The sequence below is a fragment of the Paraburkholderia kururiensis JCM 10599 = LMG 19447 genome, from assembly GCF_003986935.1.
In the GTDB taxonomy this organism is placed as follows: domain Bacteria; phylum Pseudomonadota; class Gammaproteobacteria; order Burkholderiales; family Burkholderiaceae; genus Paraburkholderia; species Paraburkholderia kururiensis.
This window is the reverse complement of sequence record NZ_RJZE01000019.1, coordinates 19,799-43,615: the sequence shown is the minus strand read 5'-3', so window position 1 is coordinate 43,615 and position 23,817 is coordinate 19,799. Positions and strand designations below refer to the sequence as shown.

21 protein-coding genes are annotated in these 23,817 nt (G+C 65.9%); 8 read left to right on the top strand and 13 right to left on the bottom strand.

Annotation, left to right across the window (positions count from 1 at the left end; translation table 11 throughout):
* Positions 1 to 62: 62 nt before the first annotated feature.
* From PKKP23_RS22250 to PKKP23_RS22225, 7 genes are all read right to left on the bottom strand, one after another.
* Complete coding sequence (locus PKKP23_RS22250; RefSeq protein ID WP_168724591.1) at positions 63 to 1,223, bottom strand: FUSC family protein; 1,161 nt, start codon at positions 1,221 to 1,223, stop codon at positions 63 to 65.
* Positions 1,224 to 1,465: 242 nt separating this feature from the next.
* Positions 1,466 to 3,016, bottom strand: coding sequence for a monocarboxylate uptake permease MctP (gene mctP, locus PKKP23_RS22245; protein WP_017774321.1), 1,551 nt, complete (start codon positions 3,014 to 3,016; stop codon positions 1,466 to 1,468).
* Positions 3,013 to 3,252, bottom strand: a complete 240-nt coding sequence (locus PKKP23_RS22240; RefSeq protein ID WP_017774320.1) for a DUF3311 domain-containing protein — start codon at positions 3,250 to 3,252, stop codon at positions 3,013 to 3,015. The genes mctP and PKKP23_RS22240 overlap by 4 nt, the downstream gene beginning before the upstream one ends.
* A gap of 297 nt (positions 3,253 to 3,549) precedes the next feature.
* The gene (locus PKKP23_RS22235) at positions 3,550 to 4,518 is read right to left on the bottom strand and encodes a class I SAM-dependent methyltransferase (protein WP_126878461.1); all 969 of its coding nucleotides are present in this window, start codon (positions 4,516 to 4,518) and stop codon (positions 3,550 to 3,552) included.
* A gap of 170 nt (positions 4,519 to 4,688) precedes the next feature.
* Positions 4,689 to 4,895: a hypothetical protein gene (locus PKKP23_RS34610; RefSeq protein WP_240659106.1), complete on the bottom strand. Its 207-nt coding sequence runs from the start codon at positions 4,893 to 4,895 to the stop codon at positions 4,689 to 4,691.
* Positions 4,834 to 5,106, bottom strand: a complete 273-nt coding sequence (locus PKKP23_RS34605; protein ID WP_240659099.1) for an O-linked N-acetylglucosamine transferase family protein — start codon at positions 5,104 to 5,106, stop codon at positions 4,834 to 4,836. Before PKKP23_RS34605 ends, PKKP23_RS34610 begins: the two co-directional genes overlap by 62 nt.
* Before the next feature lie 319 nt (positions 5,107 to 5,425).
* Positions 5,426 to 5,965 carry a hypothetical protein gene (locus PKKP23_RS22225; protein WP_126878537.1) on the bottom strand — a complete coding sequence of 180 codons (540 nt, stop codon included), beginning with the start codon at positions 5,963 to 5,965 and terminating at the stop codon, positions 5,426 to 5,428.
* Between the two features lie 504 nt (positions 5,966 to 6,469).
* On the opposite strand from PKKP23_RS22225, the gene PKKP23_RS22220 reads away from it, so the two are divergent.
* A complete protein-coding gene (locus tag PKKP23_RS22220) occupies positions 6,470 to 6,754 on the top strand; it encodes a hypothetical protein (protein ID WP_126878460.1) in 285 nt (94 codons plus the stop codon).
* A 208-nt stretch (positions 6,755 to 6,962) separates the two neighbouring features.
* Here PKKP23_RS22220 and PKKP23_RS22215 read toward each other — a convergent pair whose 3' ends face one another.
* From PKKP23_RS22215 to PKKP23_RS22200, 4 genes are all read right to left on the bottom strand, one after another.
* Positions 6,963 to 7,463, bottom strand: a complete 501-nt coding sequence (locus PKKP23_RS22215; protein WP_126878459.1) for a DNA-deoxyinosine glycosylase — start codon at positions 7,461 to 7,463, stop codon at positions 6,963 to 6,965.
* A 12-nt stretch (positions 7,464 to 7,475) separates the two neighbouring features.
* Positions 7,476 to 8,252, bottom strand: a complete 777-nt coding sequence (locus PKKP23_RS22210; RefSeq protein WP_126878458.1) for a chorismate--pyruvate lyase family protein — start codon at positions 8,250 to 8,252, stop codon at positions 7,476 to 7,478.
* Between the two features lie 103 nt (positions 8,253 to 8,355).
* Positions 8,356 to 10,254, bottom strand: coding sequence for a molecular chaperone HtpG (htpG, locus tag PKKP23_RS22205; protein WP_126878457.1), 1,899 nt, complete (start codon positions 10,252 to 10,254; stop codon positions 8,356 to 8,358).
* Between the two features lie 81 nt (positions 10,255 to 10,335).
* A complete protein-coding gene (locus PKKP23_RS22200; protein ID WP_126878456.1) occupies positions 10,336 to 11,808 on the bottom strand; it encodes an aminotransferase-like domain-containing protein in 1,473 nt (490 codons plus the stop codon).
* 120 nt (positions 11,809 to 11,928) lie between these two features.
* On the opposite strand from PKKP23_RS22200, the gene PKKP23_RS22195 reads away from it, so the two are divergent.
* From PKKP23_RS22195 to PKKP23_RS22165, 7 genes are all read left to right on the top strand, one after another.
* Positions 11,929 to 12,636 carry a VOC family protein gene (locus PKKP23_RS22195; protein WP_126878455.1) on the top strand — a complete coding sequence of 236 codons (708 nt, stop codon included), beginning with the start codon at positions 11,929 to 11,931 and terminating at the stop codon, positions 12,634 to 12,636.
* A 77-nt stretch (positions 12,637 to 12,713) separates the two neighbouring features.
* Positions 12,714 to 13,598, top strand: coding sequence for a DMT family transporter (locus tag PKKP23_RS22190; RefSeq protein WP_126878536.1), 885 nt, complete (start codon positions 12,714 to 12,716; stop codon positions 13,596 to 13,598).
* A 118-nt stretch (positions 13,599 to 13,716) separates the two neighbouring features.
* Complete coding sequence (locus tag PKKP23_RS22185; protein ID WP_126878454.1) at positions 13,717 to 14,913, top strand: aminotransferase-like domain-containing protein; 1,197 nt, start codon at positions 13,717 to 13,719, stop codon at positions 14,911 to 14,913.
* Positions 14,914 to 14,980: 67 nt separating this feature from the next.
* Positions 14,981 to 15,445, top strand: coding sequence for a RidA family protein (locus PKKP23_RS22180; protein ID WP_017774310.1), 465 nt, complete (start codon positions 14,981 to 14,983; stop codon positions 15,443 to 15,445).
* Positions 15,446 to 15,448: 3 nt separating this feature from the next.
* The gene (locus tag PKKP23_RS22175) at positions 15,449 to 16,345 is read left to right on the top strand and encodes a PhzF family phenazine biosynthesis protein (protein ID WP_126878453.1); all 897 of its coding nucleotides are present in this window, start codon (positions 15,449 to 15,451) and stop codon (positions 16,343 to 16,345) included.
* Positions 16,346 to 16,998: 653 nt separating this feature from the next.
* Positions 16,999 to 19,359, top strand: coding sequence for a bifunctional diguanylate cyclase/phosphodiesterase (locus PKKP23_RS22170; protein WP_126878452.1), 2,361 nt, complete (start codon positions 16,999 to 17,001; stop codon positions 19,357 to 19,359).
* A 210-nt stretch (positions 19,360 to 19,569) separates the two neighbouring features.
* Positions 19,570 to 20,796 carry a chromate transporter gene (locus tag PKKP23_RS22165; protein ID WP_126878451.1) on the top strand — a complete coding sequence of 409 codons (1,227 nt, stop codon included), beginning with the start codon at positions 19,570 to 19,572 and terminating at the stop codon, positions 20,794 to 20,796.
* A gap of 75 nt (positions 20,797 to 20,871) precedes the next feature.
* On the opposite strand, the gene PKKP23_RS22160 is transcribed toward PKKP23_RS22165, so the two are convergent.
* The gene (locus tag PKKP23_RS22160) at positions 20,872 to 21,330 is read right to left on the bottom strand and encodes a DUF4149 domain-containing protein (protein ID WP_017774306.1); all 459 of its coding nucleotides are present in this window, start codon (positions 21,328 to 21,330) and stop codon (positions 20,872 to 20,874) included.
* A gap of 136 nt (positions 21,331 to 21,466) precedes the next feature.
* Complete coding sequence (parC, locus tag PKKP23_RS22155; RefSeq protein ID WP_126878450.1) at positions 21,467 to 23,797, bottom strand: DNA topoisomerase IV subunit A; 2,331 nt, start codon at positions 23,795 to 23,797, stop codon at positions 21,467 to 21,469.
* Positions 23,798 to 23,817 lie beyond the last annotated feature (20 nt).

Here is a 23,817-nt window from a genome sequence, read left to right as displayed (position 1 = left end):
CGCGGCGCCGTGATCCGCGCGATGCGGGAAAGCTGCTTCGTCAGCCCCAGCGCCGCTGAAGGTCACGAAGCCCCAGCGTGCCGCTCGATATTCCATTGCGGCTCCGTTTCTACCAGCAAGGCCCGCAGGCAATCGACCTGTCCGGCAATGCGTCGTCCGAGCCAGCACGGGCCCAACAGATCGAGTGAAGCACCGGCTAACGATCCGGCCTCCGCTGCGTTGCCCACGCGTTCCGGCAGCCCGAGCGCCGGCGTGTTCGCCATTCGCAGCCCTTTCGCCCCCGCAAACCGCAAGGCTCTCGCCATCGCGAGCAAAGCCGCTCTGACCTCCGGCGCATCGACGTTCGCCGCGCCTGCAAAGGCCGCGCGCGCAGCAGGCCCGGTCTGCCCGAGCGCCGCGGTGGAAAGCATCTCCAGCGCGCTCAAGAGCGAGCGATGCAACCGCTGGATCTCTTCCAGCGTGCTCATCGGCACGCCGGTCTCCTTCGTCACGGACGGCATCAACGAGCGCAACTGCACGAGCCGCTTGCCGAGGCGCAGGAAGATCTGCACCTGGGCTTCGGCGTCGAGCGCCTCGCCGCTCATGATCTTCGCGTAGACGCGCGCGGACTCGCGCAGATTCTCCGCAAATCGATAGCGCCACGAGTACGTCGCATAGAGCGGCAGCGCAAACGAGAACGCGAGCGCGATCACGATGCCCACCAGCACGTTGAGCGTGCGCCAGAGGCCAACCGAGATGAGGTTGTCGCCGTGGCCCGCCACAATGCACATCGTGATGGCCGTGAGCAGCGCGACATAGGCGGGCTTGCCGATCGCGTAATAGCCGCACACGCCGGCCACGATCGACATCAGCGCATAGGTGAGCGCAGGCGAGCCGATGGCGTTCGCCTGCAGGATCACCCCGAGACCGATCACCGCGCCAAGCAGCGTGCCGATGGCGCGCTCCGCCGCCTTCTTGCGGATATTGCCCTGGTGTTGCAGCCCGCCGATCACCACGAGCAGCGTGACCGAGGCCCAGATGCCGTGCGGCACGTTGATGCCTGTCGTGGCGAGAATGGAGACGAGCATCGCCAGTCCCACGCGCACGCTGTGAATCACGGCCGCATTGCGATAGCGGTAGTACGGCGACGTCACCGCGCGCCAGGCACGCGCCGCATGCGAGCGCGGCGAGCGGCGTCGCAAGGCTGCGGGGGAATGCGAACGGTCAGGATCGGATGAAGCCATGGATGGGCAATGCGCGTTATCGGGCGCTACACAGCAACGGAAATGCCGCGAGTCGCATGCACAAGCCGAGACGCAACACGAGGGCAGCACGCCACAACGAGCGGACGACAAGCAGCGCGACGCCCGTTATCGTGCACCGGAAAAACAAATGCCCGCAACCTTGCGGTGCGGGCATCGGTGTCAGCGCCTTGAAGCCGGCGCGCCGTCAGCGCGAGGCCAGCCTGAAGCCACTACAAAGCAGCTCAGCTTTCGACCACGTCCAGATAGTCTTCGGGGCGCGTGCGGTCTTCAGCCTTCTTCACGCCTGCCACGTGGATCAGCACGCTCACCACCACGGCCACCACGAGGTTCACGATGAGCGACCACACGGCGGCATAGCCCGGAATCGCCATCCCGAACAGGTGCACCGTGAAGATGGAGCTGGCGAGCTTCAGCGATACCGCCATCCACGTGCCCGTCACGATGCCGACCGCCCAGCCGATCAGCAGGCCGCGATAGTCGAGTACGCGCGTGTAGAGACCGAGCACGATGGCCGGCAGCGTCTGGATGATCCAGATGCCGCCCAGCAGTTGCAGCTGGATCGCGTACGTGAGCGGCAGCCCGAGGATGAACGCCACCGCGCCCACCTTCACGATCAGCGAGACCAGCTTCGCGACGTTGGTCTCCTGCTCGTGCGTCATGTTGCGGTTGACGAACTCCTTGTGGATGTTGCGCGTGTAGAGGTTCGCTGCGGCAATCGACATGATCGCCGCCGGCACCAGTGCGCCGATGCCGATGGCCGCGAACGCGACGCCGACGAACCACGACGGGAAGAAGTGCAGGAACAGTGCCGGCACCGCGAAGTTCGGACCGAACGCCTTGAAGTACGGCGCGAATTCCGGCATGTCCTTCACGCCTGAGGCAAGCGCCATGTAGCCGAGCAGCGCGAGCAGACCGAGCACGAGCGAGTACGCGGGCAGCATCGCCATGTTGCGGCGAATGGTATTGCCCGACGACGACGAGAGGATCGCCGTCACCGAGTGCGGGTACAGGAACAACGCCAGCGCCGAGCCCACGGCGAGCGTGGCATAGGCGCTGAAGCCGTTCAGGCTCGCGGCATCCGGTGCCTTCAGCAGCAGCTTGGCCGGCGGCACGGCGCTGAAGATGTGGCCGAAGCCGCCCATCTGGGCCGGAATCACGATGATCGCAACGGCGATCGTGATGTAGATGAGCAGGTCTTTGACGATGGCGATCATCGCCGGTGCACGCAGACCCGACGTGTACGTGTATGCCGCGAGAATCGCGAACGCGATGATGAGCGGCAGGTCGCCGACAAAGCCCGTCGTGTCGAAGCCGAGCGCGCCGATCACCACTTCGATGCCGACGAGCTGCAGCGCGATATACGGCATGGTCGCCACGATGCCCGTCACGGCGACCGCGAGCGCCAGCGAACGGCTGCCGTAACGCGCATTGACGAAGTCCGCGGAAGTCACGTAGCCGTGGCGCTTCGCGATGCTCCAGAGCTTCGGAAATACCACGAACGCAAACGGGTAGATCAGGATGGTGTACGGCAACGCGAAGAAGCCCGTCGCGCCCGCGCCGAACACCAGCGCCGGCACGGCAACGAAGGTGTAGGCCGTATAAAGGTCGCCGCCCAGCAGGAACCAGGTCACGATGGTGCCGAAACGCCGACCGCCCAGGCCCCACTCGTCGAGATGCGCGAGGTCGCCCTTGCGCCAGTGCGCCGCGACGAAGCCGAGAATGGTGACGCCGATGAAAAACAGAACGAAGACGAAAGTGGCAGTGAGGTTCATCGTGCGCCTCCCGCCGTGCCGCTACCCTTGCGCGCCTTGGTCTTGTGATAGACGAGCGCGGTAATCACAGCGCTGATCAGCACCCACAGCAGCTGATACCAGTAGAAGAACGGGAAATCCCACAGCGTGGGCTCGACCTTGTTGTACGAGGGGACCCAGATCATTGCGATCCAGGGAAGCACCAGCAACCAGAGCCACGCTTTGCGTGACTTGCTCGCGTCGGCGTCGTGTGCCATGACGTCTCCTTTTTCCTTTTATATTGAGTTGCCGCATCGCTTGGGGTGGGCAACCGTCCTGCAAGCGGATAGCCCGCGGGATACCCCGAAACCTGGACAGAGTATAGGAGCGCCGAACGGGCGGTCAAGCAGGGGCGACCCGGAGCGCCGCGCCGCGCGCGGCTTCCCGGGCGGGCGGCGGTAATTGAGGGCTTATCTTGCCGGGGACGGCGGCAGCCGGCCCGCGCGGGGGCCGATGGAGGGGCCGATGGGGGGGGCCGATGAGCAGGTCGACGAGATCGGCCGCCAGCCCACGCGTCAAATGCTGAACGACGTGCCCGTTTGCCCCGTCGATTCCCGCAGGCCCTTTATCCACTTGCGCGCGGGCAGCCCGAGCTTCGCCTCGATCAGCTTCGCGCGCTGCTCCAACTGCGCGTACGGCACTTCGAGCGCAGGGCCGGAGAACGCGAGCGCGATCCGGTTGCCTTCGTGCACTTCCGGCAACGCGACCACGCGGCCATCGAAGGCGGCCTTCAGATGCTTCATGTTGCGCACGAAGCTCGGATGGTCGCCGAACAGGTTGATGGTGACGACGCCCGCCTCTGTGAGGCACGCCCGCACCGCGCGGTAAAAGCCGACGCTGTCGAGCACCGGGCCACGCGCCGTGGCGTCGTAGACGTCGATCTGCATGGCGCCGATGGTGCCGTGGTTGGCGCGGTCGTTGACGAACTCCCACGCATCGCGCTCGTGCACGGTGAGGCGGGCGTCATCGTGCGGCAGCGCGAACATGGTGCGGGCGGCCACCACCACGGCCGGATTCACTTCCACCGCCTCCACCTTCGCCGGACGCAGGAAGCGGTACGCGAACTTCGTCAGCGCCGCGGCGCCGAGCCCGAGCTGGACGATGCGCTTCGGCGTACCGAGGAACAGCAGCCACGCCATCATCTGCTCGGCATACTCCAGCTCGATGGCGTCCGGCTTGCTGAGCCGCATCGCGCCCTGCACCCATTCCGTGCCGAAGTGCAGGTAACGCACGCCGCCTTCTTCGGAAAACGTGACCGGCGCGAAGCGCGGCTTGCGCGGCGCCTCAATGAAATACGCGCTGTCTGCTGCGGTGTCGGCTGCGAGGGCGTGGCGCTGCATGCGCTTCGGGCGCGCCGTCTCGTGGCGCTTGCCGGCTTTCAGGCCCGGGGCCGCGATGGCGAGGCCGGCGCGGGTTTCGCGGCTGTCGCGAGTGGAACGAGAGGCGCGGGCCTCGGCGGAGGCGCGTTTGATGAGCGTGGTCATGAAGGAAGGCCGGGCTGAAGTGCCGAAATTTCAAAGGATCGAGAGGATAGCATCCGGCGGCCAGGCGCCCATTCTCAGGCCGCCGCGTCGGACGGTCCGCGTGCCCCGGCGCGCATGCCATCGCCGCACGGGTTCGGCTGCCGTCGCAGTGCGTCTGCGCCTGTGGCGCATCAAGCGCACCATTGCGCCCACATCTGCCGATACGCGCGCTCCCTATTCGTAGCGAAGCGCACGCCATCCATCAGCGGCGGCTGCGTCATGCGCGGCCGCAGGCTCGCACGCAACGCCGCAAGCCGACGCGCGTCGTGAGCCAGTTCAACGGCAAGCTGAACGAACTGTTCGTCGGTGGAAGCGGCGAGTTCGGCAAGCCCGCGCAAGCTGGCTCAAGCCGCTCCGCCCCACCACCGAGCGGCCCCAACGCGTGACGACCGGTACGCCCATCCACAGCGCATCGAGGCTCGTGGTGTGGCCGTTGTACGGAAACGTGTCGAGCGCGAGGTCGATTTCGCGATACGTTTCGAGATACTTGTTCTCGCGGACGGAAAGCAGAGAACGCGACGCGCCCGATATCGATGCAATGCGCCGCAAGCCGCGCCGCGAAGCGCTCGCGCATCAGGCCCGGCGGCGCCATCAGAACCGGCCGCGCCTCGGGTACGGCGCGCATGACAGGCGCCCACATCGCGAGCGAAGTGATGATCGAAATCGAACGCGGCAGCGGCAGCGGCAGCGGCAGCGGCAGCGGCAGCGGCAGCGGCAAGCGTCCCACGACAAGGCCAGATCGAAGTCGTATTCGCGGCCTCACTTCGAAGCGCGGGTTGCCCGACGGCAACGAGCGGACGCGGCCTGACGCCCTCGCCGCATCGGCCGGCCAGCCCAGCCGCTTACTTGCGCAACGCCGCGCGCGCTTTCAGCCCGGCCGGCGAAACTCGTTTTCCACCCAGCTCACCGCGCTCGCCTTGCTCAGCTTGAAGTTCGGCGCCACCTGCACTTGAGCAAGCTGCTCGCCAAAGGCGTCCAGCGCGGTCAAGAGCGCGTACGGCTCGTCCTCGTCGGGAACGATATCCAGCGTGATCTCCAATTCGCCATCGCCCGCTGCCGCCGCGACCGTCACGCTCTTATGCAACTGCGCGCGTAGTTGCTGCTCGTGCCGACGCAATACCTCCGAGGCAGTTTTCACCAGCGTATTGAATGCCGCGGTGTCGAGCGGCTTCGGATCTTTCTTGTTGCGGCCCATGGTCCATGGGCCGACGAGAGCAGGCTCCTGCTCGCCGTCCTTGATCATCTCGACGGCCCAGCCATCGTCGTCCTCGTTCTTGATAACGCGCGCGGTCCAGCCGCCGTCGCGCCACAGACAGTCCTCGTGAACTGTTTCGGGCACGTCTGCGTCATGGCTTTCGGCTGCGGAATCGATGGCGCAGTCAGGTGATGGAAGAGACGTATTGGTCATTTCGGGCTCGCTGATTTCGTACGGCGCATTAGGCACAATGCATGCGATTCTACCTGCCAGGGCGCGCGGCAAACGCCGCGCTATGACGAACGGATAAGACACCGATGTTGCCGCGCAGCCGGACGACCCATTGCCACACGATGCCCGCACACTGCTGAACGCAAGCAGGTAGCCGCATTACGCCGAAACCCATGTACGTAATGAATGCCGTTTTGCTCGAGACCTGCAATGACAGGCCCGTACCACCACGGGAACTCGACCTGAATTGGCCGCGAAAAACGAAATTCACCATTGCGGACAACACGCTTGGTTTTTGGTGACCGCTTTCCTAGCCTTTGCGCTATGGGCGCAGACTCGATCTGGTAGGGTCGGCCGGCGGCAACGCGTCGATACCGCGCAATACCGGCCCGATAAGCCTTATCGTGCATGGCTTGAATTGAGTAGCAATTGAGCCGTTTTCGTCTGCGTCGAAAATTCTGATCCAATCAGAGAGAGGAGCGAGTCATGAACAAGACAACCAGCACACTGGTCGCAGCCGGTATTGCGCTCATGTTGTCGGGCGGTGCTTATGCACAAGGCAACAACACGCTTGCGACCCCGACTACAAAGTCGCCGGCCGATGCAAAGAGCGGCTACGGCACGCCGGGTGACACCAGTTCGGACAGCGGTCGTGCGTCGCAGAACTCGAACCAGTCGAGTGCGACGAACACGGGTTCAGCGTTACCCTCGTTCGGTGTCAACAACACGCTGGCGACACCGACCACGAAATCACCCGCAGCCCACGATTAGCCACGGCGAATAGGCAAAAGCTTGCCGGTCGGGAATGCGCAAAAGCACGTCAGTGACTTAGGGACAAGCTCGAGAGGCCATGGGCGAAGACGCGGATGGCCGCCAGACACGCTATTCCCACGCGTTCCTGTTCGATCGAAAGATCAATGTCTGCACCCCCTTATACCGCGGGTGCAGGCATTCCCGCCCCATCAGCCCCGCGCTGCGCCTACTCCACCAACCACTTACGCAACGCCTCCCACGCCCTCAATTTCTGGGCATAGGGCACGGCCGCATAAGCCGGGCTGCTTGAAGGAAGCTTGACGAGATCGAGCGACGGACGGCTCTCCGCCAGCGCCTGCATACCTATCTTTGCGGCAGTGCCGCCGTTGAATGCGACGGCGGCAAGATTCGGCAACCCTGCCACGAGCGTGGCAAGATCGTTCGTCGCATGATCGCGAATGTTGCTATCCAGACTGCCCTCCCGCCGCGCCTTCGCAATCACATCCCAAAGCCCGACGCGATGATCGAGCAGCGCTTGCAGCCGCTCGTCGTAATTCATGTGCGGCAACGCCTCGCCAATCACATCCCCCATCAAATGCCAAAACCGGTTCTGCTTGTGCGCGTAGTACTGCCCTTGCGCGAGCGACATCTCGCCAGGCAGGCTGCCGAGTATCAGCAGCCGCGTGTTGCTGTCCACGACCGGGGCAAAGCAGTGTTTGAGTGACATGGGATCGAGCGCTCAAGAACGGGGGCGCCGCTGCCGCAGCGACGATTCCATCGCGTCGCGAGACTCCAGTGCGCGAGCCTCATGGCTTGCATGCGGCACCAGCGACACAAACGGCACCGGCGGCACATCGGCCGCATGCAAGCCATGTGCTGTATGCGCCCGCGAAGCAACGTGATCGAGTGGACCGCGCCCGCGCGACGAATACACCCCGCGCGAGACAGCCGCCGTCATTGCATCGAGGTGCGCCCACAGCGCCGGCAGCATGCATTCGGTCACCATGAGCGGTGCGCCGTATCGCGTGAAAACCGAGCGCCGCGCGACCAGCGCGTGCGGCCGCCGCTCTTCGTCGCCCTGCGCCGCGGCCAGCCGATAGAGCAGATGCCGAGCGTTCACGCGACGGCTCACGAGCGCCGATCGCGCCACGCTGCTGTCGCTGTAGAGCAGTTCGGCGAGCGGCCGCGTGCGCAGCCGCCGCATGGCCTGCCACACGCCAATGCTCGCGGCGAGCGGCGCGACGCTGTGCGCTGCGACGAACGGCACGCCATCGACAGCCAGCACGACCTCGCGCACCCACACGGGCGCACGCGGCGCGAGCCCAAGCGGAACATGCTCGTCGGACCACGGCAACGCCACGGCCTCGCGCGTCACGTGCACCGCCACCGTGCCGAGCGTGCGCAGATGCGCGGTGAGCGAACCACCACGGGTGAGCCAGTCTTTCTGATGGGAAGTGAAGCCGGGCATGGGCGCGACACGCCAGTGCGCGTCGGCAGCATCGAGACGAATAACCATGGCGGGCATTATAGGACGGGGCGCGGCACGGCAAGGGGCAAGCCGCCAGCAACGGCGCGGGGCGGCACGCCGCCCCGCTGCCCTGTTACCCCGTTTTACCCCCTTACCCCGCTCGCCCGATCAACAGCGCGTTCGTGCGCTTCACGAAAGCCGCCGGATCGTCGAGCGCACCGCCCTCGGCCAGCAGCGCCTGGTCGAAGAGCAGATGGCACCAGTCGTCGAAGTCCGCGCTGTCGGTGCGCAGTGCCTTCACGAGCGCATGCTCGGGGTTCACTTCGAGGATCGGATGGAACATGGGCGCCTGCTGGCCCGCCGCCTTCAGCATGCGCTGCAGGTAGCCGCTCATCTCGCCCTCGTCGGCCACGAGGCACGAGGGCGAATCGGTCAGGCGGAACGTGAGGCGCACGTCTTTGGCCTTGTCCTTGAGCGCTTCCTTCATCTTCTCGACGAGCGGCTTGAGTTCGTCGGAGACCTTCTCCTGCTGCTTCTTTTCCTCGTCGTCGAGCGCGCCCAGGTCGAGGTCGCCGCGCGCCACGCTTTGCAGCGGCTTGCCGTCGAACTCGGTGAGGAACGAGAGCATCCATTCGTCCACGCGGTCGGTGAGCAGCAGCACTTCGATGCCCTTCTTGCGGAACACCTCGAGGTGCGGGCTGCTCTTCGCCGCCTGCCACGTGTCGGCCGTGACGTAGTAGATCTTCGTCTGCTCGGGCTTCATGCGGCCGACGTACTCGGCCAGCGACACGTTCTGCTCGGCTGAGTCGTTGTGCGTCGACGCAAAGCGCGCGAGCTTCGCGATGCGCTCGCGGTTGGCAAAGTCTTCGCCAATGCCTTCCTTGAGCACCTGGCCGAACTCGTTCCAGAAGGTGGCGTACTTCGCCTTGCCCTCATCGGTCTCCGCGTTCGCCAGCTCTTCGAGCATGGAGAGCGCGCGCTTGGTCACGCCCTCGCGAATCGCCTTCACGTCGCGGCTTTCCTGCAGGATTTCGCGCGACACGTTGAGCGGCAGATCGCTCGAATCCACCACGCCCTTCACGAAACGCAGATAGGCTGGCAGAAGCTGCTCGGCGTCGTCCATGATGAAAACGCGCTTCACGTAGAGCTTCAGGCCGCCGCGATGGTCGCGGTTCCAGAGATCAAACGGCGCATGCGCGGGCACGTAGAGCAGCTGCGTGTATTCGCTGCGGCCTTCCACGCGGTTGTGCGTCCACGTGAGCGGGTCCTGATGGTCGTGCGAGAGGTGCTGGTAGAACTGCGTGTACTGCTCGTCGGTGATTTCGCTTTTCGGACGGGTCCACAGCGCGCTCGCCTGGTTGACCGTGTCGTCTTCGTCCTTCGTGACCATCTCGCTCTTCTCGGCGTCCCATTCCTCCTTCTTCATGAGGATGGGCAGCGCCACGTGGTCCGAGTACTTCTGGATGATCGACTTGAGCTTGAAGGTGGAGAGCAGTTCGTCCTCGCCTTCGCGCAAATGCAGCGTGATGGTCGTGCCGCGCTGCTTGCGCTCGATGGTCTCCACCGCGAAGTCGCCCTCGCCCTCGCTTTCCCAGCGCACGCCTTCGGAAGCCGGCAGGCCGGCGCGGCGCGTTTCCACCGTGATGCGGTCGGCCACGATAAAGCCCGAGTAGAAGCCCACGCCGAACTGGCCGATCAGCGCCGCGTCTTTCTGCTGGTCGCCCGAGAGCTTGCTGAAGAACTCCTTGGTGCCCGAGCGCGCGATAGTGCCGAGGTGCGAGATCGCCTCGTCGCGGCTCATGCCGATGCCGTTGTCGTCGATGGTGACGGTGCGCGCGGCCTTGTCGTACGAGACACGGATGCGCAGGTTCGGGTCGTCTTCGTAGAGCGCGCTGTTGGCAAGGGCTTCGAAGCGCAGCTTGTCCACCGCGTCCGAGGCGTTCGAGATCAGTTCGCGAAGAAAGATCTCCTTGTTGCTGTACAGCGAATGGATCATCAGTTGCAGAAGCTGCTTCACTTCTGCCTGAAAGCTCATGGTTTCTTGTGCCATGGTCGAATTTCCCTTCGGTTGCTGGTTTGGCCAGTGTCGTTGATCACGCGAGCGCCGAAATGGGGCCGGCGCCCGCTCTTTTCAAGAGGCCCGGCGCACCACGCTTTCCAGATAGCGATTGAGGAAGGCGGGCAGCGCCGGGTCGCCGCAGTTGGCGACGTTAAAGCGCATCCAGGTGGAGGGCGACTGGTTCGGCGAGAACAGGCTGCCCGGCGTGAGCAGGAAGCCAGCCTCGTGCCCTGCCGCGGCGAGCGCGTCGGAATCCACGCCGGTGTCGGCCCACAGGAACATGCCCGCGCCGGGCGCCGAGAAAAGCCGCAGCCCCGTCTTTTCCAGCATCCGCGCGGCCTTGTCGCGCACGCCGTCCAGCCGCGCGCGCAGGCGCTCCACGTGGCGCCGGTAGTGCCCTTCGGTCAGCACCTTGTACAGCACGCGCTCGTTCAGTTCGGGCGTCGTCATGCCGACCAGCATCTTCTGGTCGGCCACGGCTCTCGTCACCGGCAGCGCGGCTGCAACGAATCCGACCCGCAGATTCGCCGCCAGCGTCTTCGAATAGCTGCCGAGGTAAATCACGCGCCGCAGCTGGTCGAGGCTCGCGAGCCGCGTGGCCGGATAACCGGGCGGGCACAGGTCGCCGTAGATGTCGTCTTCCACCACGATGAAGTCGTACGCTTCGGCGAGCCGCAGAATGCGAAACGCCTGCGCCGCGGTGAGCGACGTGCCCGTGGGGTTCTGCAGCACCGAATTGACGACGAGCATGCGCGGCCGCCACGTCTGGACCAGCGTTTCGAGCGCGTCGAGGTCCGGCCCTTCGGGCGTGTACGGCATGCCGACCAGCCGCGCGCCCTGCGAGACGAAGCGGCCGAACATCTGGAACCACGCCGGGTCGCCCACCACGACTGTGTCGCCCGGCTGTACGTAGAGTCGCGCGAGCAGGTCGATTGCCTGGGTGATGCCGGAGACCAGCACGATCTGTTCCGGCGACGCACCGATCTCCAGTTCCTCGAGCCGCGTCTGCAACTGCTGGCGCAGCGGCAGAAAGCCCTGCGGTGTGCCGAAGCCGAGCAGCTGGCCGCCGCTCTGGCGGCCCAGGGACCGCAGCGCGCCCGCAATCAGTTCGCCGTCCAGCCAGCGGTTGGGCAGGTAGCCGAGCCCCGGCCCTTTCTCCGGCCGCGTCGAGGTGTGCAGCATGTTACGCAGGAGCCACACCACATCGATGGTGCTCGGCGCCGGACCGGCGTCGGCAGCGTTCGCCGCGCCGCCCGCGGCCCGCCGCTCGCCCGCCACCGGCGCGATGAGCCGCTCACGCACGTAGAACCCCGAGCCGCGCCGCGAATCCAGATACCCCTGGGCGACGAGCCGCTCGTAGGCCTCCACCACGGTGAAGCGCGAGACGCCCTTGTCGAGCGCGAGCTTGCGGATGGAGGGCATGCGCATGCCGGGCCGGAACACGCGTTCCTCGATGCGGCGGCGGCCCCACTGCACGAGCTGGTCGACGAGCGTGAGCGTGGCTGCGTCGTGGGGCGCGGGAATCTGGTCGAGCGGGACGGACATGGCGGCTCCAACTGTACCGAACATTACCCGGCCGATTGTACCGTTACTGTGCAGGTCGGAACCGTTACATTTGACCGGACACGCTGCTTACCCTGGCGTCCTTTTGCCCTCCGAACGCTCATGACCGCACCGAAGCTCAGTCTCGACCACCTCGTCATCACCGCCCGCACCCTCGAAGAGGGCGCCCGCTATGTCGCCGACACACTCGGCGTGGAACTCGCCGGCGGCGGCGCGCATCCGCTGATGCGCACGCACAACCGGCTCGTCAACCTGTGGGGCGGCATGTACCTCGAAGTGATCGCGATCGACCCGAACGCGGCGGCCCCGGCAGCAGGCGCCCGGCCCCGGCTCTTCGCGCTCGACGACCCGCTCACGCACGCGCGCCTCGAAAACGGTCCGTATCTCTCACATTGGGTGGCGCGTGTCGAGCGGCCGCGCAACCTCGTCTTGTGGCAAGCGCAGTACCCGGAGCGCATTGCGTCCGTTGTGCCCATGACGCGCGGCGACTTCAGCTGGGCGCTCACGGTTCCCGCGGACGGCGCATTCCCCGCCTGGCACGGCGCGGGCGACGGCATCGTGCCGTCGCTGATCCAGTGGGACACACCGCGGCACCCCACCGCGGTGCTGCCCGAGACCGGCATTGCGCTGCGTTCGCTGAAGGGTTTTTGTCCGCAGTCGCAGCTCGCGACGCTGCGCGAGCAACTGGAATGGCTCGGTGCGGCGCATCTGATCGAGCTGAACGAGTGTGCCGAAGACGCGCTGCCCTCGCTCGCTGCCGAATTCGAAACGCGCGACGGTCTGCGCACGCTCGGTGGGCCGACGCGATGAACTCTCGCGACACGCTTTCCCACCCAAGCGCAGGCGAGGCCACGGCAAAAGCCACTCACGCACGCGAATCCCGCGGCATGCTGCTCGGGCTCGTGGGCGTCGTGATCTTCAGCCTCACGCTGCCGATGACGCACATCGTCGTCGAGCAGTTTCATCCGCTGCTCAACGGGCTGGGCCGCGCGCTCGTCGCCGCCGTGCCGGCCGGCGTGCTGCTCGCATGGCGGCGCGAGCGCCCGCCGACGTGGCAGCAGGTGAAAGGCCTCGCGCTCGTGGCGCTGGGCGTGATCGTCGCGTTCCCCGTGTTCTCGGCATGGGCGATGAAAACCGTGCCGGCCTCGCACGGCGCCGTGGTGGGCGGGCTCCAGCCGCTTTGCGTCGCGCTCTATGCCGCCTGGCTTTCGCACGAACGGCCGTCGAAAGCGTTCTGGGCCAGCGCGTTGGCGGGCAGCGCGATCGTCGTCGCCTTCGCGTTGCAGGCAGGCGGCGGACGGCCCGCCGCGGGCGATCTGCTGATGCTCGTGGCCGTGGGCATCGGCGCGCTCGGCTATGCCGAAGGCGCACGGCTCGCACGGCAGATGGGCGGCTGGCAGGTGATCTGCTGGGCACTCGTGCTCTGTGCGCCCATCCTGATCGTGCCGGTGGGCTGGCTTGCGTGGCAGCATCATCTCCAGCATCCCGAACCCGTTGCGCTGAAAACCTGGCTCGCGTTCGGCTATGTGACGCTGTTTTCCCAGTTCATCGGCTTCTTCGCCTGGTACGCCGGTCTCGCCATGGGCGGCACTGCGCGCGTGGGCCAGGTGCAACTGCTGCAGATTTTCTTCACGATGGCGTTTTCGGCGCTGTTCTTCGGCGAAGCCGTCGCGGCCTCGACCTGGCTCTACGCGGCCGCCGTGATCGTCACGGTGGTGCTCGGTCGCCGGGCTGCCGTGCATACGGCACTCAAGCCCGCCCGCGCCGCCTGAAGAACTCGCGTCATAATTGCAGTCTTGATCGCGGATCTGCGCCTGCCCATTCGTGCCCGCAGATCCGCGCCACCCGATTCATACATCGCCAGTCACGCCCCACCGAACGAGGAGACATATGGACCATAGCGACCTTCGCGCCCCCACGTGGCAACTGTCCGAACGCGCCCGCAAGCTCACCAGCTCGGCGATTCGCGAAATCCTCAAGGTCACGGAGCGGCCCGAGGTCATCTCGTTCGCAGGCGGCCTGCCCTCGCCCGCCACGTTCCCGGTGGAAGAGATGCGCGAAGCCTCGGAGCGCATCCTGCGCGATGCGCCCGCCGCCGCGCTCCAGTACAGCGCCACCGAAGGCTACCTGCCGCTGCGCGAGTGGGTGGCCGCACGCTACTCGGTGGGCGGCGTGCAGATTCGCCCGACGCAGGTGCTCATTACGACGGGCTCGCAGCAGGCGCTCGATCTGCTCGGCAAAGTGCTGGTGTGTCCACAAAGCCCGGTGCTCGTGGAAACGCCCACCTACCTCGGCGCGCTCCAGTCCTTCTCGCTGTACGAGCCGCACTACGTCCAGGTGCCCACCGACGAGGCGGGTCTGATCCCCGCCGGCCTCACGCCGGAACTCACGGCCGGCGCGCGCCTGCTGTACGCGCAGCCGAACTTCCAGAATCCGACGGGCCGGCGCCTGCCGCTCGAACGCCGCCGCGCGCTGGCCGAATTCGCGATGAACGCGCCCTTCCCCGTGGTGGAAGACGACCCCTACGGCGCACTCGACTACGCTGGCGAGCCGCTGCCCACGCTGCTTTCGATGGCGCCGGAACACATCGTGCATCTCGGTTCGTTCTCGAAGGTGCTCGCGCCGGGCCTGCGCGTGGGCTACATCGTCGCGCCCGAGGAGCTGCACTTCAAGCTCGTGCAGGCCAAGCAGGCAACGGACCTGCACACGCCCAGCTTCACGCAGCGCATCGTGCACGAGGTCGTGAAGGACGGCTTCCTCGACCGTCACGTGCCCACCATTCGCGCGCTGTATCGTGACCAGTGCGCCGCGATGCTGGCCGCGCTCGAACGCTACATGCCCGAAGGCGTGAGCTGGAACCGGCCGGAGGGCGGCATGTTCATCTGGGTGTCGCTGCCTGCGCACATCGACAGCATGAAGCTGCTCGAAGAGGCTGTGGCCAACAACGTGGCCTTCGTGCCGGGCGCGCCGTTCTATGCGGACCACCCCGAGCACAACAAGCTGCGCCTGTCGTTCGTCACCGTGCCGCCCGCGAAGATCGACGAAGGCGTGGCGAAGCTCGCGGCGCTCGTGCGTACGCACCTGTGAGGCTGCAAGCCTGTAAAGCGCTCACTGCCCGATATTTTTTGACCGAACCGAACGAGGACTTCTCACCATGGCTCAATCCAACGTCTACGACCGTCTCAAGGAACTCGGCATCGAGTTGCCCGTGGCCGGCGCACCCGCTGCCGCCTACGTCATGAGCGCGCAGACCGGCAACACCGTCTATCTCTCCGGCCATATCGCCAAGAAAGACGGCAAGGTGTGGGCCGGCAAGCTCGGCGACACGCTCGCTACCGAAGAAGGCAAGGCCGCCGCGCGCGCCATCGCCATCGACCTCATCGCCACACTGCACGCGCACGTGGGCGACCTGAACCGCGTCACGCGCATCGTGAAGGTGATGAGCCTCGTGAACTCCACGCTGACGTTCACGGAACAGCATCTCGTGACGAACGGCGCGTCCGAACTCTTCGTCGAAGTGTTCGGCGAGCGTGGCAAGCACGCGCGCTCGGCATTCGGCGTCGCACAGATTCCGCTGGGCGCGTGCGTCGAGATCGAACTCGTGGCCGAAGTCGAGTAAGCGATGCCGGCGCAAACCGTGCGCTTTGCGCAGGTCGATGTCTTCACCGCGGTGCCGTTCAAGGGCAACCCGCTCGCCGTGGTGTTCGACGCCGACACGCTCACGACCGACCAGATGCAGCAGATCGCGCGCTGGACCAATCTCTCCGAGACAGCGTTCCTGCTGGCACCTACGGACCCCGCCGCCGACTACCGCGTGCGCATCTTCACGCCGGGCGCCGAACTGCCGTTCGCGGGACATCCGACGCTCGGCAGCGCGCACGCCGTACGCGAGAGCGGCTACCAGCCGAAGCAGCCGGGCCGGCTCGTGCAGCAGTGCGCCGCGGGCCTGATCGAGCTGACGGCGCGCGGCGAGCGCGTCTGGGCCTTCGCGGCGCCGCCGGCGCGCGTCACGCCACTGCCGGCCGAGCACTATGCGGAGCTGTCTGCTGCGCTCCGCATCGACGTAGCGCAGGCCGTCGAGACGACGGGTGAGCCGCCCTTCGCCGTGGACAACGGTGCGCCGTGGCTCGTCGTCCGGTTGCCGTCGCCCGAGGCTTGCCTTGCGGTGAACGCCGACCCTGCCGCGCTGGGGCCGGTCACGCGCGCGGCGGGCACGCACGGGGTCGCGCTCTACGCGCCTCATCCCGCGGGTGGCCCCGCTACGTTCGAGGTGCGCTGCCTGATGTCCGGCGGCGGTTTCGGCGTAGGCGAAGACCCGGTCACGGGCAGCGCGAATGCCGCCATCGCCCAGCTTCTGTCGCTGCGGCAGAAACAGCCGGGACGGTCCTATACCGCGCGTCAGGGCACCGCGCTTGGCCGCGACGGTCGGATCTACGTGGATTACGACCAGGCCGGCGGCAAAACCTGGATTGGCGGCGAATCCTTCACGGTAATCGAAGGCACGTTCAGGCTGCCATGAATGTGCAGCGGCGTTCGTGCCGGGCTCGCAGCCGACACGAACGCCGTTGAACGCGCCTCGCCGCCCCGTCCCGAGGAGCGCGTCGCGACCTGACGTAACAAGCCCGCATACCCGCCTTGCCACGCTTTTCGAGGCACGCAATCCCGCCCTATCCACTATTCATATCCGCCAAAAGCCGCGGCATGACAAAACAATGCAAACTGGGTAGGAACGGCACAAAACGATAAGGCAAAGAAAGAAAACATGGCGGGCACGGCACGCCGCGAGCGGTGGACGAAATCCTCGAAAAGCCGCGCGGTATCTGGGTTTGACCGCCTCCCGGGGAGCCCGGGCACGGCAACGTTTTCGCGTGCCATTTCGGGGGCGCGTATACCCGAAGCGGCGACGCTTCCTTATTCCATTGCCATTCAGTAATATCGGGCCGTATATGGCGCCTGGCTGGGGCGGGCGCCTTCTCGTTCACGTTCCCGTGCAGACTTTGCGTTCCAGTCCAGACCTTCATGCAGGGTTTGCACGTCACGGTTTGAGCACGGGGTTGTGCACTTCTCCTCGCTCCGTCCGGTACTTCTGATCACCATGCAGCCAACCAGTCAACACGCGCGGTCGACGTACACGGAGCCACTGGCCCGACATGCGGGGCGCCGGCCAGCACGATGAATCCTCTTCGGTTCCCCGCGACGCGCGACGCCCTGTCCTGGCGTGACCCGGCCTCCGCCTTGTCACGCCGGCGGGCGCTGCTTGTCATTCCCGCGCTTGGCGTCCTGATTCTCGTGTTGCTGTGGGCGGTGATCTTCGCGCGGCTCTCGGTGGAAAAAGACTCCGCTTATCGGGAGGCCATGGCGTCGGCGGCCATTCTGTCGTCGGCGCTCGAGCAGCACACGGTGAAGGCGATTCACCAGGTCGACCAGATCACGCGCTTCGTCAAGTTCGAGTTCGAGAAATCGCCGGACCGTTTCGATCTGTCCAGCACGGTGGAAAAAGGCGTGGTGCAGAGCGACACGCTGATCCAGGTTTCCCTGATCGACGAGCACGGCAAGCTCGTGGCCAATACCGCCGACCCGAACGCGAAGCACATCGACCTCTCCGACCGCGAACACTTCCGCGTGCACGAGCACGAGAACGACGACCAGCTCTTCATCAGCAAGCCGGTGCTGGGCCGCGTGTCGGGCCACTGGACCTTGCAGATGACGCGCCGGCTCAACCATACCGACGGCTCGTTCGCGGGCGTGGTGGTGGTGTCCGAAGACCCGAGCTACTTCACGAGCGACTTCTACAACAACGCCGCCATTGGCCGCGACGGCGTGATCGCGGTGATCTCGGACAACGGCACCGTGCTTGCGCGCCGCACCGGCAGCGCCGAGCGGGCGATGGGCGCCTTCACGGCAAGCGGCATCTATCCGACTTCGGAGCACGTCTCGGGCACCTACGTCGACCCGATCGATCACGTGACGCGCATCGTCTCGTACCGGCATATCGACGGCTATCCGCTCGGCGTGCTGGTGGGCCTTTCGCAGGCCGAGGAGTTCGCGGACTACAACCACACGCGCAACGTGTACCTGCTGATGGCGACGTTCATCTCGCTCGCCATGCTGTCGTTCTTCGCGGTGGCCACGGGTCTGATCGGCAAGCTGCTGGGGCGCGAGCGCGAGATGACGCATCTCGTCGAATACGACCTGCTCACGGGCCTGCGCAACCGCTACGCCACGCTGCAGAACCTGCGTCACGACGTGGCGCTGCCAGCGAACCTGGGGCACCTAGCGATCCTCTTCATCGACCTCGACGACTTCAAGGCAGTGAACGACACGCTCGGCCACAACGCGGGCGACATCGTGCTACAGATGACGGCGACGCGCCTCGCCGTGGCCGTGGGCGACGTGGGTACGCTCTCGCGCATCGGCGGCGACGAGTTCGTGGTGGTGGTGAAAGGCGACAACGTCGAGAAGCGCGCCGTCGATCTGGCCGGCGCGATTGCCGGCGTGTTTTCGAAGCCCTTCGAGGTGCGCGGCAGTTCGTTCGTCCTGCACGCGAGCATCGGCATCGCGCTCTATTCGGTGGCGCACGAAAGCGAAATCGACCTGCTCAAGAAAGCGGACCTCGCGATGTACAGCGCGAAAGACGCCGGCAAGAACTGCTACCAGTTCTACTCGCCGCAGCTTTCGCATCGTGCAGATCACCTGATGAAGTGGGAGCAGCAGTTGCGCGTCGCGCTGGCCGAAGGGCAGCTCTTTCTCGCCTACCAGCCGAAGATCGACCTCGCGCAGCGCTGCATTACGGGCTTCGAGGCACTCGTGCGCTGGAACCATCCGCAATACGGGCTCATTCCGGCCAACGAATTCATTCCGGTTGCGGAATCCACGGGTCTCATCGTGCCGATCGGCGACTTCGTGATTCAGACCGCGTGCCGTCAGCTCGCCGAGTGGCAGCAGCAAGGGTACGAAACGCTCTCGCTCGCGGTGAACATCTCGGCGGTGCAGTTCTGGCGTGGCGACCTTTATGAAACGGTGTCGCAGGCCGTCGAAGAAACGGGCATTTCCGCGCGGCGCCTCGAACTCGAAATTACCGAGACGGCGATGATGGAGTACCCCGAACTCGTGTCCGAAAAGATCTTCGCGTTGAAGCGCCTCGGCGTGCGCATCGCGCTGGACGACTTCGGCACCGGCTACTCGTCGCTCTCCTACCTGAACCGTTTTTCGGTGGACACGTTGAAGGTGGACCGCACCTTCGTGCAGGCCATTCCGGGCGACCGCAGCGTCTGCGTGATGGTGAGCGCCATCGTGAATCTCGCCCGCTCGCTCGGCCTCACGGTCGTGGTGGAAGGCACGGAAACCGAGGAGCAGATTGCCTGGCTCGCGCAACTCGGCCAGATCGAAGCGCAAGGTTTCCTGTTCTCGAAACCCGTGCCCGCAGACGGCATTCCCGCACTGCTCGAACGCTTCGGCGTTTGCGGCACCGAACGGCATCCGATTGCGCACGAAGGTCACGTCGACGTGAGCGACGCGTCCAGCGCGGGCTGAGTGGGCTGAAGGGGCCGAGCGGCTGGGTATCGCCGCGCGGCGTTGCCGGTTTTTCGCCCGCTCGGCAACACCACGTACACCGATAGCCGTCAATAACGACAACACACGCAACCGATACCCTTTGACCTGCGCCGTCTGGCCTGACGGTGCAAGGCAGCAACAACCGTCCGGCCGAACGAGGGGCGCGCGCAACACCAGCGCGCCGCAGCCATGCCAACCACAAGCCAGACTGTCGACACTACCGTGAGCACGGGAGCCGCCGAGCATCGGCAGGAACCGCTTTGGGCGCTGTTTCGCGTGGTGTTCGTGCTTTCGGCAATGTCGTGGGGCGGGCTTGCGTTGATGGCCCAGCTCGAGCATCACTACGTGGAGCGCGAGGGCCGGCTTTCGCGCGTGGCGTTCTCGGACCTCATCGCGCTCGCGTGGATGGTGCCGGGCCCGGTGGGCTGCAACGTCGCCGTGCAGTTGGGCCACGCGTTGCGCGGCAGTGCAGGCGCCTGGGTCGCCGGCGTAGCCAGCGTGCTGCCCTTCTTCCTGTTGATGACGCTCTTCGCGACCTTCTACCAGACACCGGCGATGCAGGCGATCGTGTCGCCCACGCTCATCAATCACTTCAGCGTGGTGCTGGCGTCGCTGATTCTCGTGACCTGGTACAAGCAGACGCGCGCGCTGGTGCGCGGCCGGCTCGAATGGGCGGCAATGCTCGCGGCCACCGTGGCACTCGCCTACGCCCATGCAGCGGCCGCCTACGTGGTGATTCTCTGTGCGTCTTTCGGCGCAGGCTGGCTGGCGAGTCCCGAACGCCAGTCGCGTTTGAAGTTCGCCGTGACGCGCGGCGACTGGCAGTTGATTGCCGGGCTCGCCGTGTTGATCGTCGTGTTTGCCGTGCCGTTGCCGCATCGCTTCGAACTCGCGCTGCTGTGGCCGCGGCTCGCGGGCGCCGGCATGACGCTGTTCGGCGGCGGTTTTTCGGCGCTGCCCGTGTTGAAGACCTTGTTCGTCACGCCCGGCGTGGGCATCTCCGACAGCGACTTCACGCTCGCGTTCTCGCTCTCGCCGTTGTCGCCGGGACCGCTGCTCAACGTCGTGCCGTTCTTCGGCTACCTCGTGGATGGCTGGCCCGGCGCATTGATCGCCACACTCGCGCTCTTTGTGCCGTCGGGATGTCTTGTCGTGCTCGCACGGCGCCACCTGCTCCAGCTGAAAACCAACGCCCGCTTCGAGCACGGACTGCGCCTTCTGCGCGCCGCCACCACGGCATTTCTCGCTGTGGCCGTGCTGCGCATTGCCCGCCATGTGCCGATGCAGCCTGCCTACCTCGTCACCGCCGCGTTCTCATGCGTGTGTTTCGCGCGGCTCAAGCTGCCGGTCTATCTGGTGTACGGCACCGTTGCCGTGGCGTGCGGCTTGTGGCTCTTCTACGCACACGTGCTGTGACGGCATGCGACATGAGATGAGGCGCATGAGAAGAGCCGCATGAAATGCGCCTCCAGGAAACGCCTTGCGGAAGGATTAGAAGCCTCGCCCCAGCACCGCCATCCCCACCGTCACCACGCCCAGCACGATGTTGATGATTACGAGCTGGCGCATGGTGGCCACGGCGCGCGCGCCGTCAGGCCACTTCTGCGCCTGTACGGCGCGTTGAATACGAGGGAATACGGCAAAACGGATGTGCCCGAAGATCAGCATCATCACGACGCCGATGCCGGCCATGGCATGCATGGGCCACGACGCCTGGCCGCCGCCGAACTTGACGAGCAGAAAGCCGCCGGTGCCGAGAATCACGAGCACCGAGCCCGCCACCCAGTTGAAGAAGCGCCCGAACACCGAAGCGACGAGCGGCAGACGCAGCTGCGGCGACAGGTCTTCGAGCGCGGGGCGCAGGCAGAAACTCGCGAATACCATGCCGCCCACCCAGACGGCGACGGCCAGCAAATGCAAAAAGAGCGCGATGTCGATCGCCTTGCCCATATGTGTCTTCCTCTCGTGATATAGAACCGCCGCGCAGGCCAGCTTTCGACCATTCCCGCGCGGCGCAGTTCAGGGCATCGATGCAATCGAAGGCGCTGCACGGCGGCACTGCACCGCGCCGCGCAGAATGCATCGCTCAGTTTCCTGCGCCCGCGGGCAACGCAGGCCGCAGGCCGCTCACCTTGAGCCGCGTCTCCGGCGCGCGGCCCTTGCGTGCGCGCTTGCCGACGTGCGGGGCGAGCGCCGCGCCTGCCAGCGTCTCTTCGGCGACCTTGCCGCCACGGCCCGTGCCCATGAGCACGACGCCCGCCTTACCGATTGCGAGCGCCTGGGTCAGCGTCTCTTGCGGATCGAGCGCCATCAGCGTCACGCCACGGCCGCCGCCCGAGAGCGTCTTCATCTCGTCGAGGCCGAACACCAGCAGCCGGCCGCCGCCCGAAAGACACGCCACCTGGGTCACGCCCGGGAACATCGGCATGGGCGCGAGCGGCATCGCGCCTTCGTCGATGGTCATGAACGACTTGCCCGCCTTCACACGGCTCACCATGTCGCCCACCTTCGCGATGAAGCCGAAGCCGTTGCTCGACGCGAGCAGCAGCGCCTGGTCGGCGGGCGCCGCGAAGTAATGCATCAGATGCGAGCCCGATTCGAGTTCGATCAGCGACGTCACCGGCACGCCGTCGCCGCGTCCGCCCGGCAGCAGCGCCACGGCCACCGAATAGACGCGCCCGTTGCTGCCCCACGCGATGAGCGTGTCCGGCGTGCGGCACTGGAACGCCGCGTAGAGGCCGTCGCCGGCCTTGAACGAGAAGCCGGCCGGATCGAGCCCGTGGCCCTTCAACGCGCGCACCCAGCCGCGCTGCGACACCACCACCGTGACGGGCTCGTCCACCACGCGTGCTTCGAACGTGGCGCGCTTTTCCTGCTGGATCAGCGTGCGGCGCTCGTCGCCGTATTGCTTCGCGTCGGCTTCGATTTCCTTCACGATGAGCCGCTTCATCGACGACTCGTTCGCGAGCAGTTCTTCGAGCTTCGCCTTCTCGTCGCGCAGTTCTTCGAGCTCCTTCTCGATCTTGATCTTCTCGAGCCGGGCCAACTGGCGCAGCCGGATTTCGAGAATGTCGTCGGCCTGGCGCTCGGAGAGGCCAAACGCGGACATCAGCGCGGCCTTCGGTTCGTCCGACTCGCGAATGATGCGGATCACCTCGTCGATGTTCAGGAAAACGATCATCCGCCCTTCGAGGATATGGATGCGATCGTTCACCTTCGCGAGCCGATGCTGGCTGCGCCGCGTGACGGTGGCAAAGCGGAAGCCGACCCACTCCGCGAGGATTTCGCTGATGCCTTTCTGCCGCGGCCGGCCGTCCCCGCCGATCATCACGAGGTTCAGCGTGGCGTTCGATTCGAGGCTCGTATGCGCGAGCAGCGAGTTCACGAATTCGGTCTGGTCGATGCGGCTCGACTTCGGCTCGAACACGAGCCGCACGGGCGCGTCTTTGCCCGACTCGTCGCGCACGGTGTCGAGCAAGGCGAGCATGGACTGCTTGACCTGCAACTGCTCGGGCGTGAGCGACTTCTTGCCGAGCTTGATCTTCGGGTTGGTGAGCTCCTCGATTTCCTCGAGCACCTTCTGGCCCGAGGTGTTCGGCGGCAGCTCGGTAATGACGAGCTGCCACTGGCCGCGCGCCATGTCTTCGATCTTCCAGCGCGCGCGCACCTTGAGGCTGCCGCGGCCCGTTTCGTACGCGGCGGCAATCTCGGCTTCGCTCGAAATGATCTGGCCTCCGCCCGGGAAGTCGGGTCCGGGCACCTTCTCCATCAGTTCCGCGTGCGAGATCTTCGGATTGCGGATCATCGCCACGGCCGCCGCGGCGACTTCGCGCAGGTTGTGCGAAGGGATCTCGGTCGCAAGACCCACCGCGATGCCCGATGCGCCGTTCAGGAGCAGCATCGGCAGACGCGCGGGCAGCGTCTTCGGTTCCTGGAAGGAGCCGTCGTAGTTCGGCATGAAGTCGACGGTGCCCTGATCGATTTCGTCGAGCAGGAGCTTCGCAATGGGCGTGAGCCGTGCCTCGGTGTAGCGCATGGCCGCCGCACCGTCGCCGTCGCGCGAGCCGAAGTTGCCCTGGCCGTCGATGAGCGGATAGCGCATCGAAAAGTCCTGCGCGAGACGCACGAGCGCGTCGTAGGCGGACTGGTCGCCGTGCGGGTGGTACTTGCCGAGCACGTCGCCCACCACGCGCGCCGACTTCACGGGCTTGGCGTTGTCGCCCAGCCCCATCTCGTTCATCGCGAACAGGATGCGGCGCTGCACCGGCTTCTGGCCGTCGCAGACGTCGGGCAACGCGCGGCCCTTCACCACGCTCACGGCGTAGTCGAGATACGCGCGCTCCGCGTAGTGGCCGAGCGTCAGGAACTCGCCCGCGGGGGCGGCCGGCTCGGTGAAAAGATCGTCCTGTTGGTCCATTGAATCAATCCGTGTTCTGG

What these genes read in the sequence shown, in the direction of transcription:
- PKKP23_RS22215 (WP_126878459.1), bottom strand. Translation starts at nt 7,463, where the DNA reads ATGTCACTCAAACACTGCTTTGCCCCGGTCGTGGACAGCAACACGCGG.
- PKKP23_RS22250 (WP_168724591.1), bottom strand. Translation starts at nt 1,223, where the DNA reads ATGGCTTCATCCGATCCTGACCGTTCGCATTCCCCCGCAGCCTTGCGA.
- PKKP23_RS22195 (WP_126878455.1), top strand. Translation starts at nt 11,929, where the DNA reads ATGACCGCACCGAAGCTCAGTCTCGACCACCTCGTCATCACCGCCCGC.
- parC (WP_126878450.1), bottom strand. Translation starts at nt 23,797, where the DNA reads ATGGACCAACAGGACGATCTTTTCACCGAGCCGGCCGCCCCCGCGGGC.
- PKKP23_RS22185 (WP_126878454.1), top strand. Translation starts at nt 13,717, where the DNA reads ATGGACCATAGCGACCTTCGCGCCCCCACGTGGCAACTGTCCGAACGC.
- htpG (WP_126878457.1), bottom strand. Translation starts at nt 10,254, where the DNA reads ATGGCACAAGAAACCATGAGCTTTCAGGCAGAAGTGAAGCAGCTTCTG.
- PKKP23_RS22210 (WP_126878458.1), bottom strand. Translation starts at nt 8,252, where the DNA reads ATGGTTATTCGTCTCGATGCTGCCGACGCGCACTGGCGTGTCGCGCCC.
- PKKP23_RS22160 (WP_017774306.1), bottom strand. Translation starts at nt 21,330, where the DNA reads ATGGGCAAGGCGATCGACATCGCGCTCTTTTTGCATTTGCTGGCCGTC.
- PKKP23_RS22190 (WP_126878536.1), top strand. Translation starts at nt 12,714, where the DNA reads ATGCTGCTCGGGCTCGTGGGCGTCGTGATCTTCAGCCTCACGCTGCCG.
- PKKP23_RS22220 (WP_126878460.1), top strand. Translation starts at nt 6,470, where the DNA reads ATGAACAAGACAACCAGCACACTGGTCGCAGCCGGTATTGCGCTCATG.
- PKKP23_RS22240 (WP_017774320.1), bottom strand. Translation starts at nt 3,252, where the DNA reads ATGGCACACGACGCCGACGCGAGCAAGTCACGCAAAGCGTGGCTCTGG.
- PKKP23_RS22200 (WP_126878456.1), bottom strand. Translation starts at nt 11,808, where the DNA reads ATGTCCGTCCCGCTCGACCAGATTCCCGCGCCCCACGACGCAGCCACG.
- PKKP23_RS22225 (WP_126878537.1), bottom strand. Translation starts at nt 5,965, where the DNA reads ATGACCAATACGTCTCTTCCATCACCTGACTGCGCCATCGATTCCGCA.
- PKKP23_RS22180 (WP_017774310.1), top strand. Translation starts at nt 14,981, where the DNA reads ATGGCTCAATCCAACGTCTACGACCGTCTCAAGGAACTCGGCATCGAG.
- PKKP23_RS22235 (WP_126878461.1), bottom strand. Translation starts at nt 4,518, where the DNA reads ATGACCACGCTCATCAAACGCGCCTCCGCCGAGGCCCGCGCCTCTCGT.
- mctP (WP_017774321.1), bottom strand. Translation starts at nt 3,016, where the DNA reads ATGAACCTCACTGCCACTTTCGTCTTCGTTCTGTTTTTCATCGGCGTC.
- PKKP23_RS22165 (WP_126878451.1), top strand. Translation starts at nt 19,570, where the DNA reads ATGCCAACCACAAGCCAGACTGTCGACACTACCGTGAGCACGGGAGCC.
- PKKP23_RS22175 (WP_126878453.1), top strand. Translation starts at nt 15,449, where the DNA reads ATGCCGGCGCAAACCGTGCGCTTTGCGCAGGTCGATGTCTTCACCGCG.
- PKKP23_RS22170 (WP_126878452.1), top strand. Translation starts at nt 16,999, where the DNA reads ATGAATCCTCTTCGGTTCCCCGCGACGCGCGACGCCCTGTCCTGGCGT.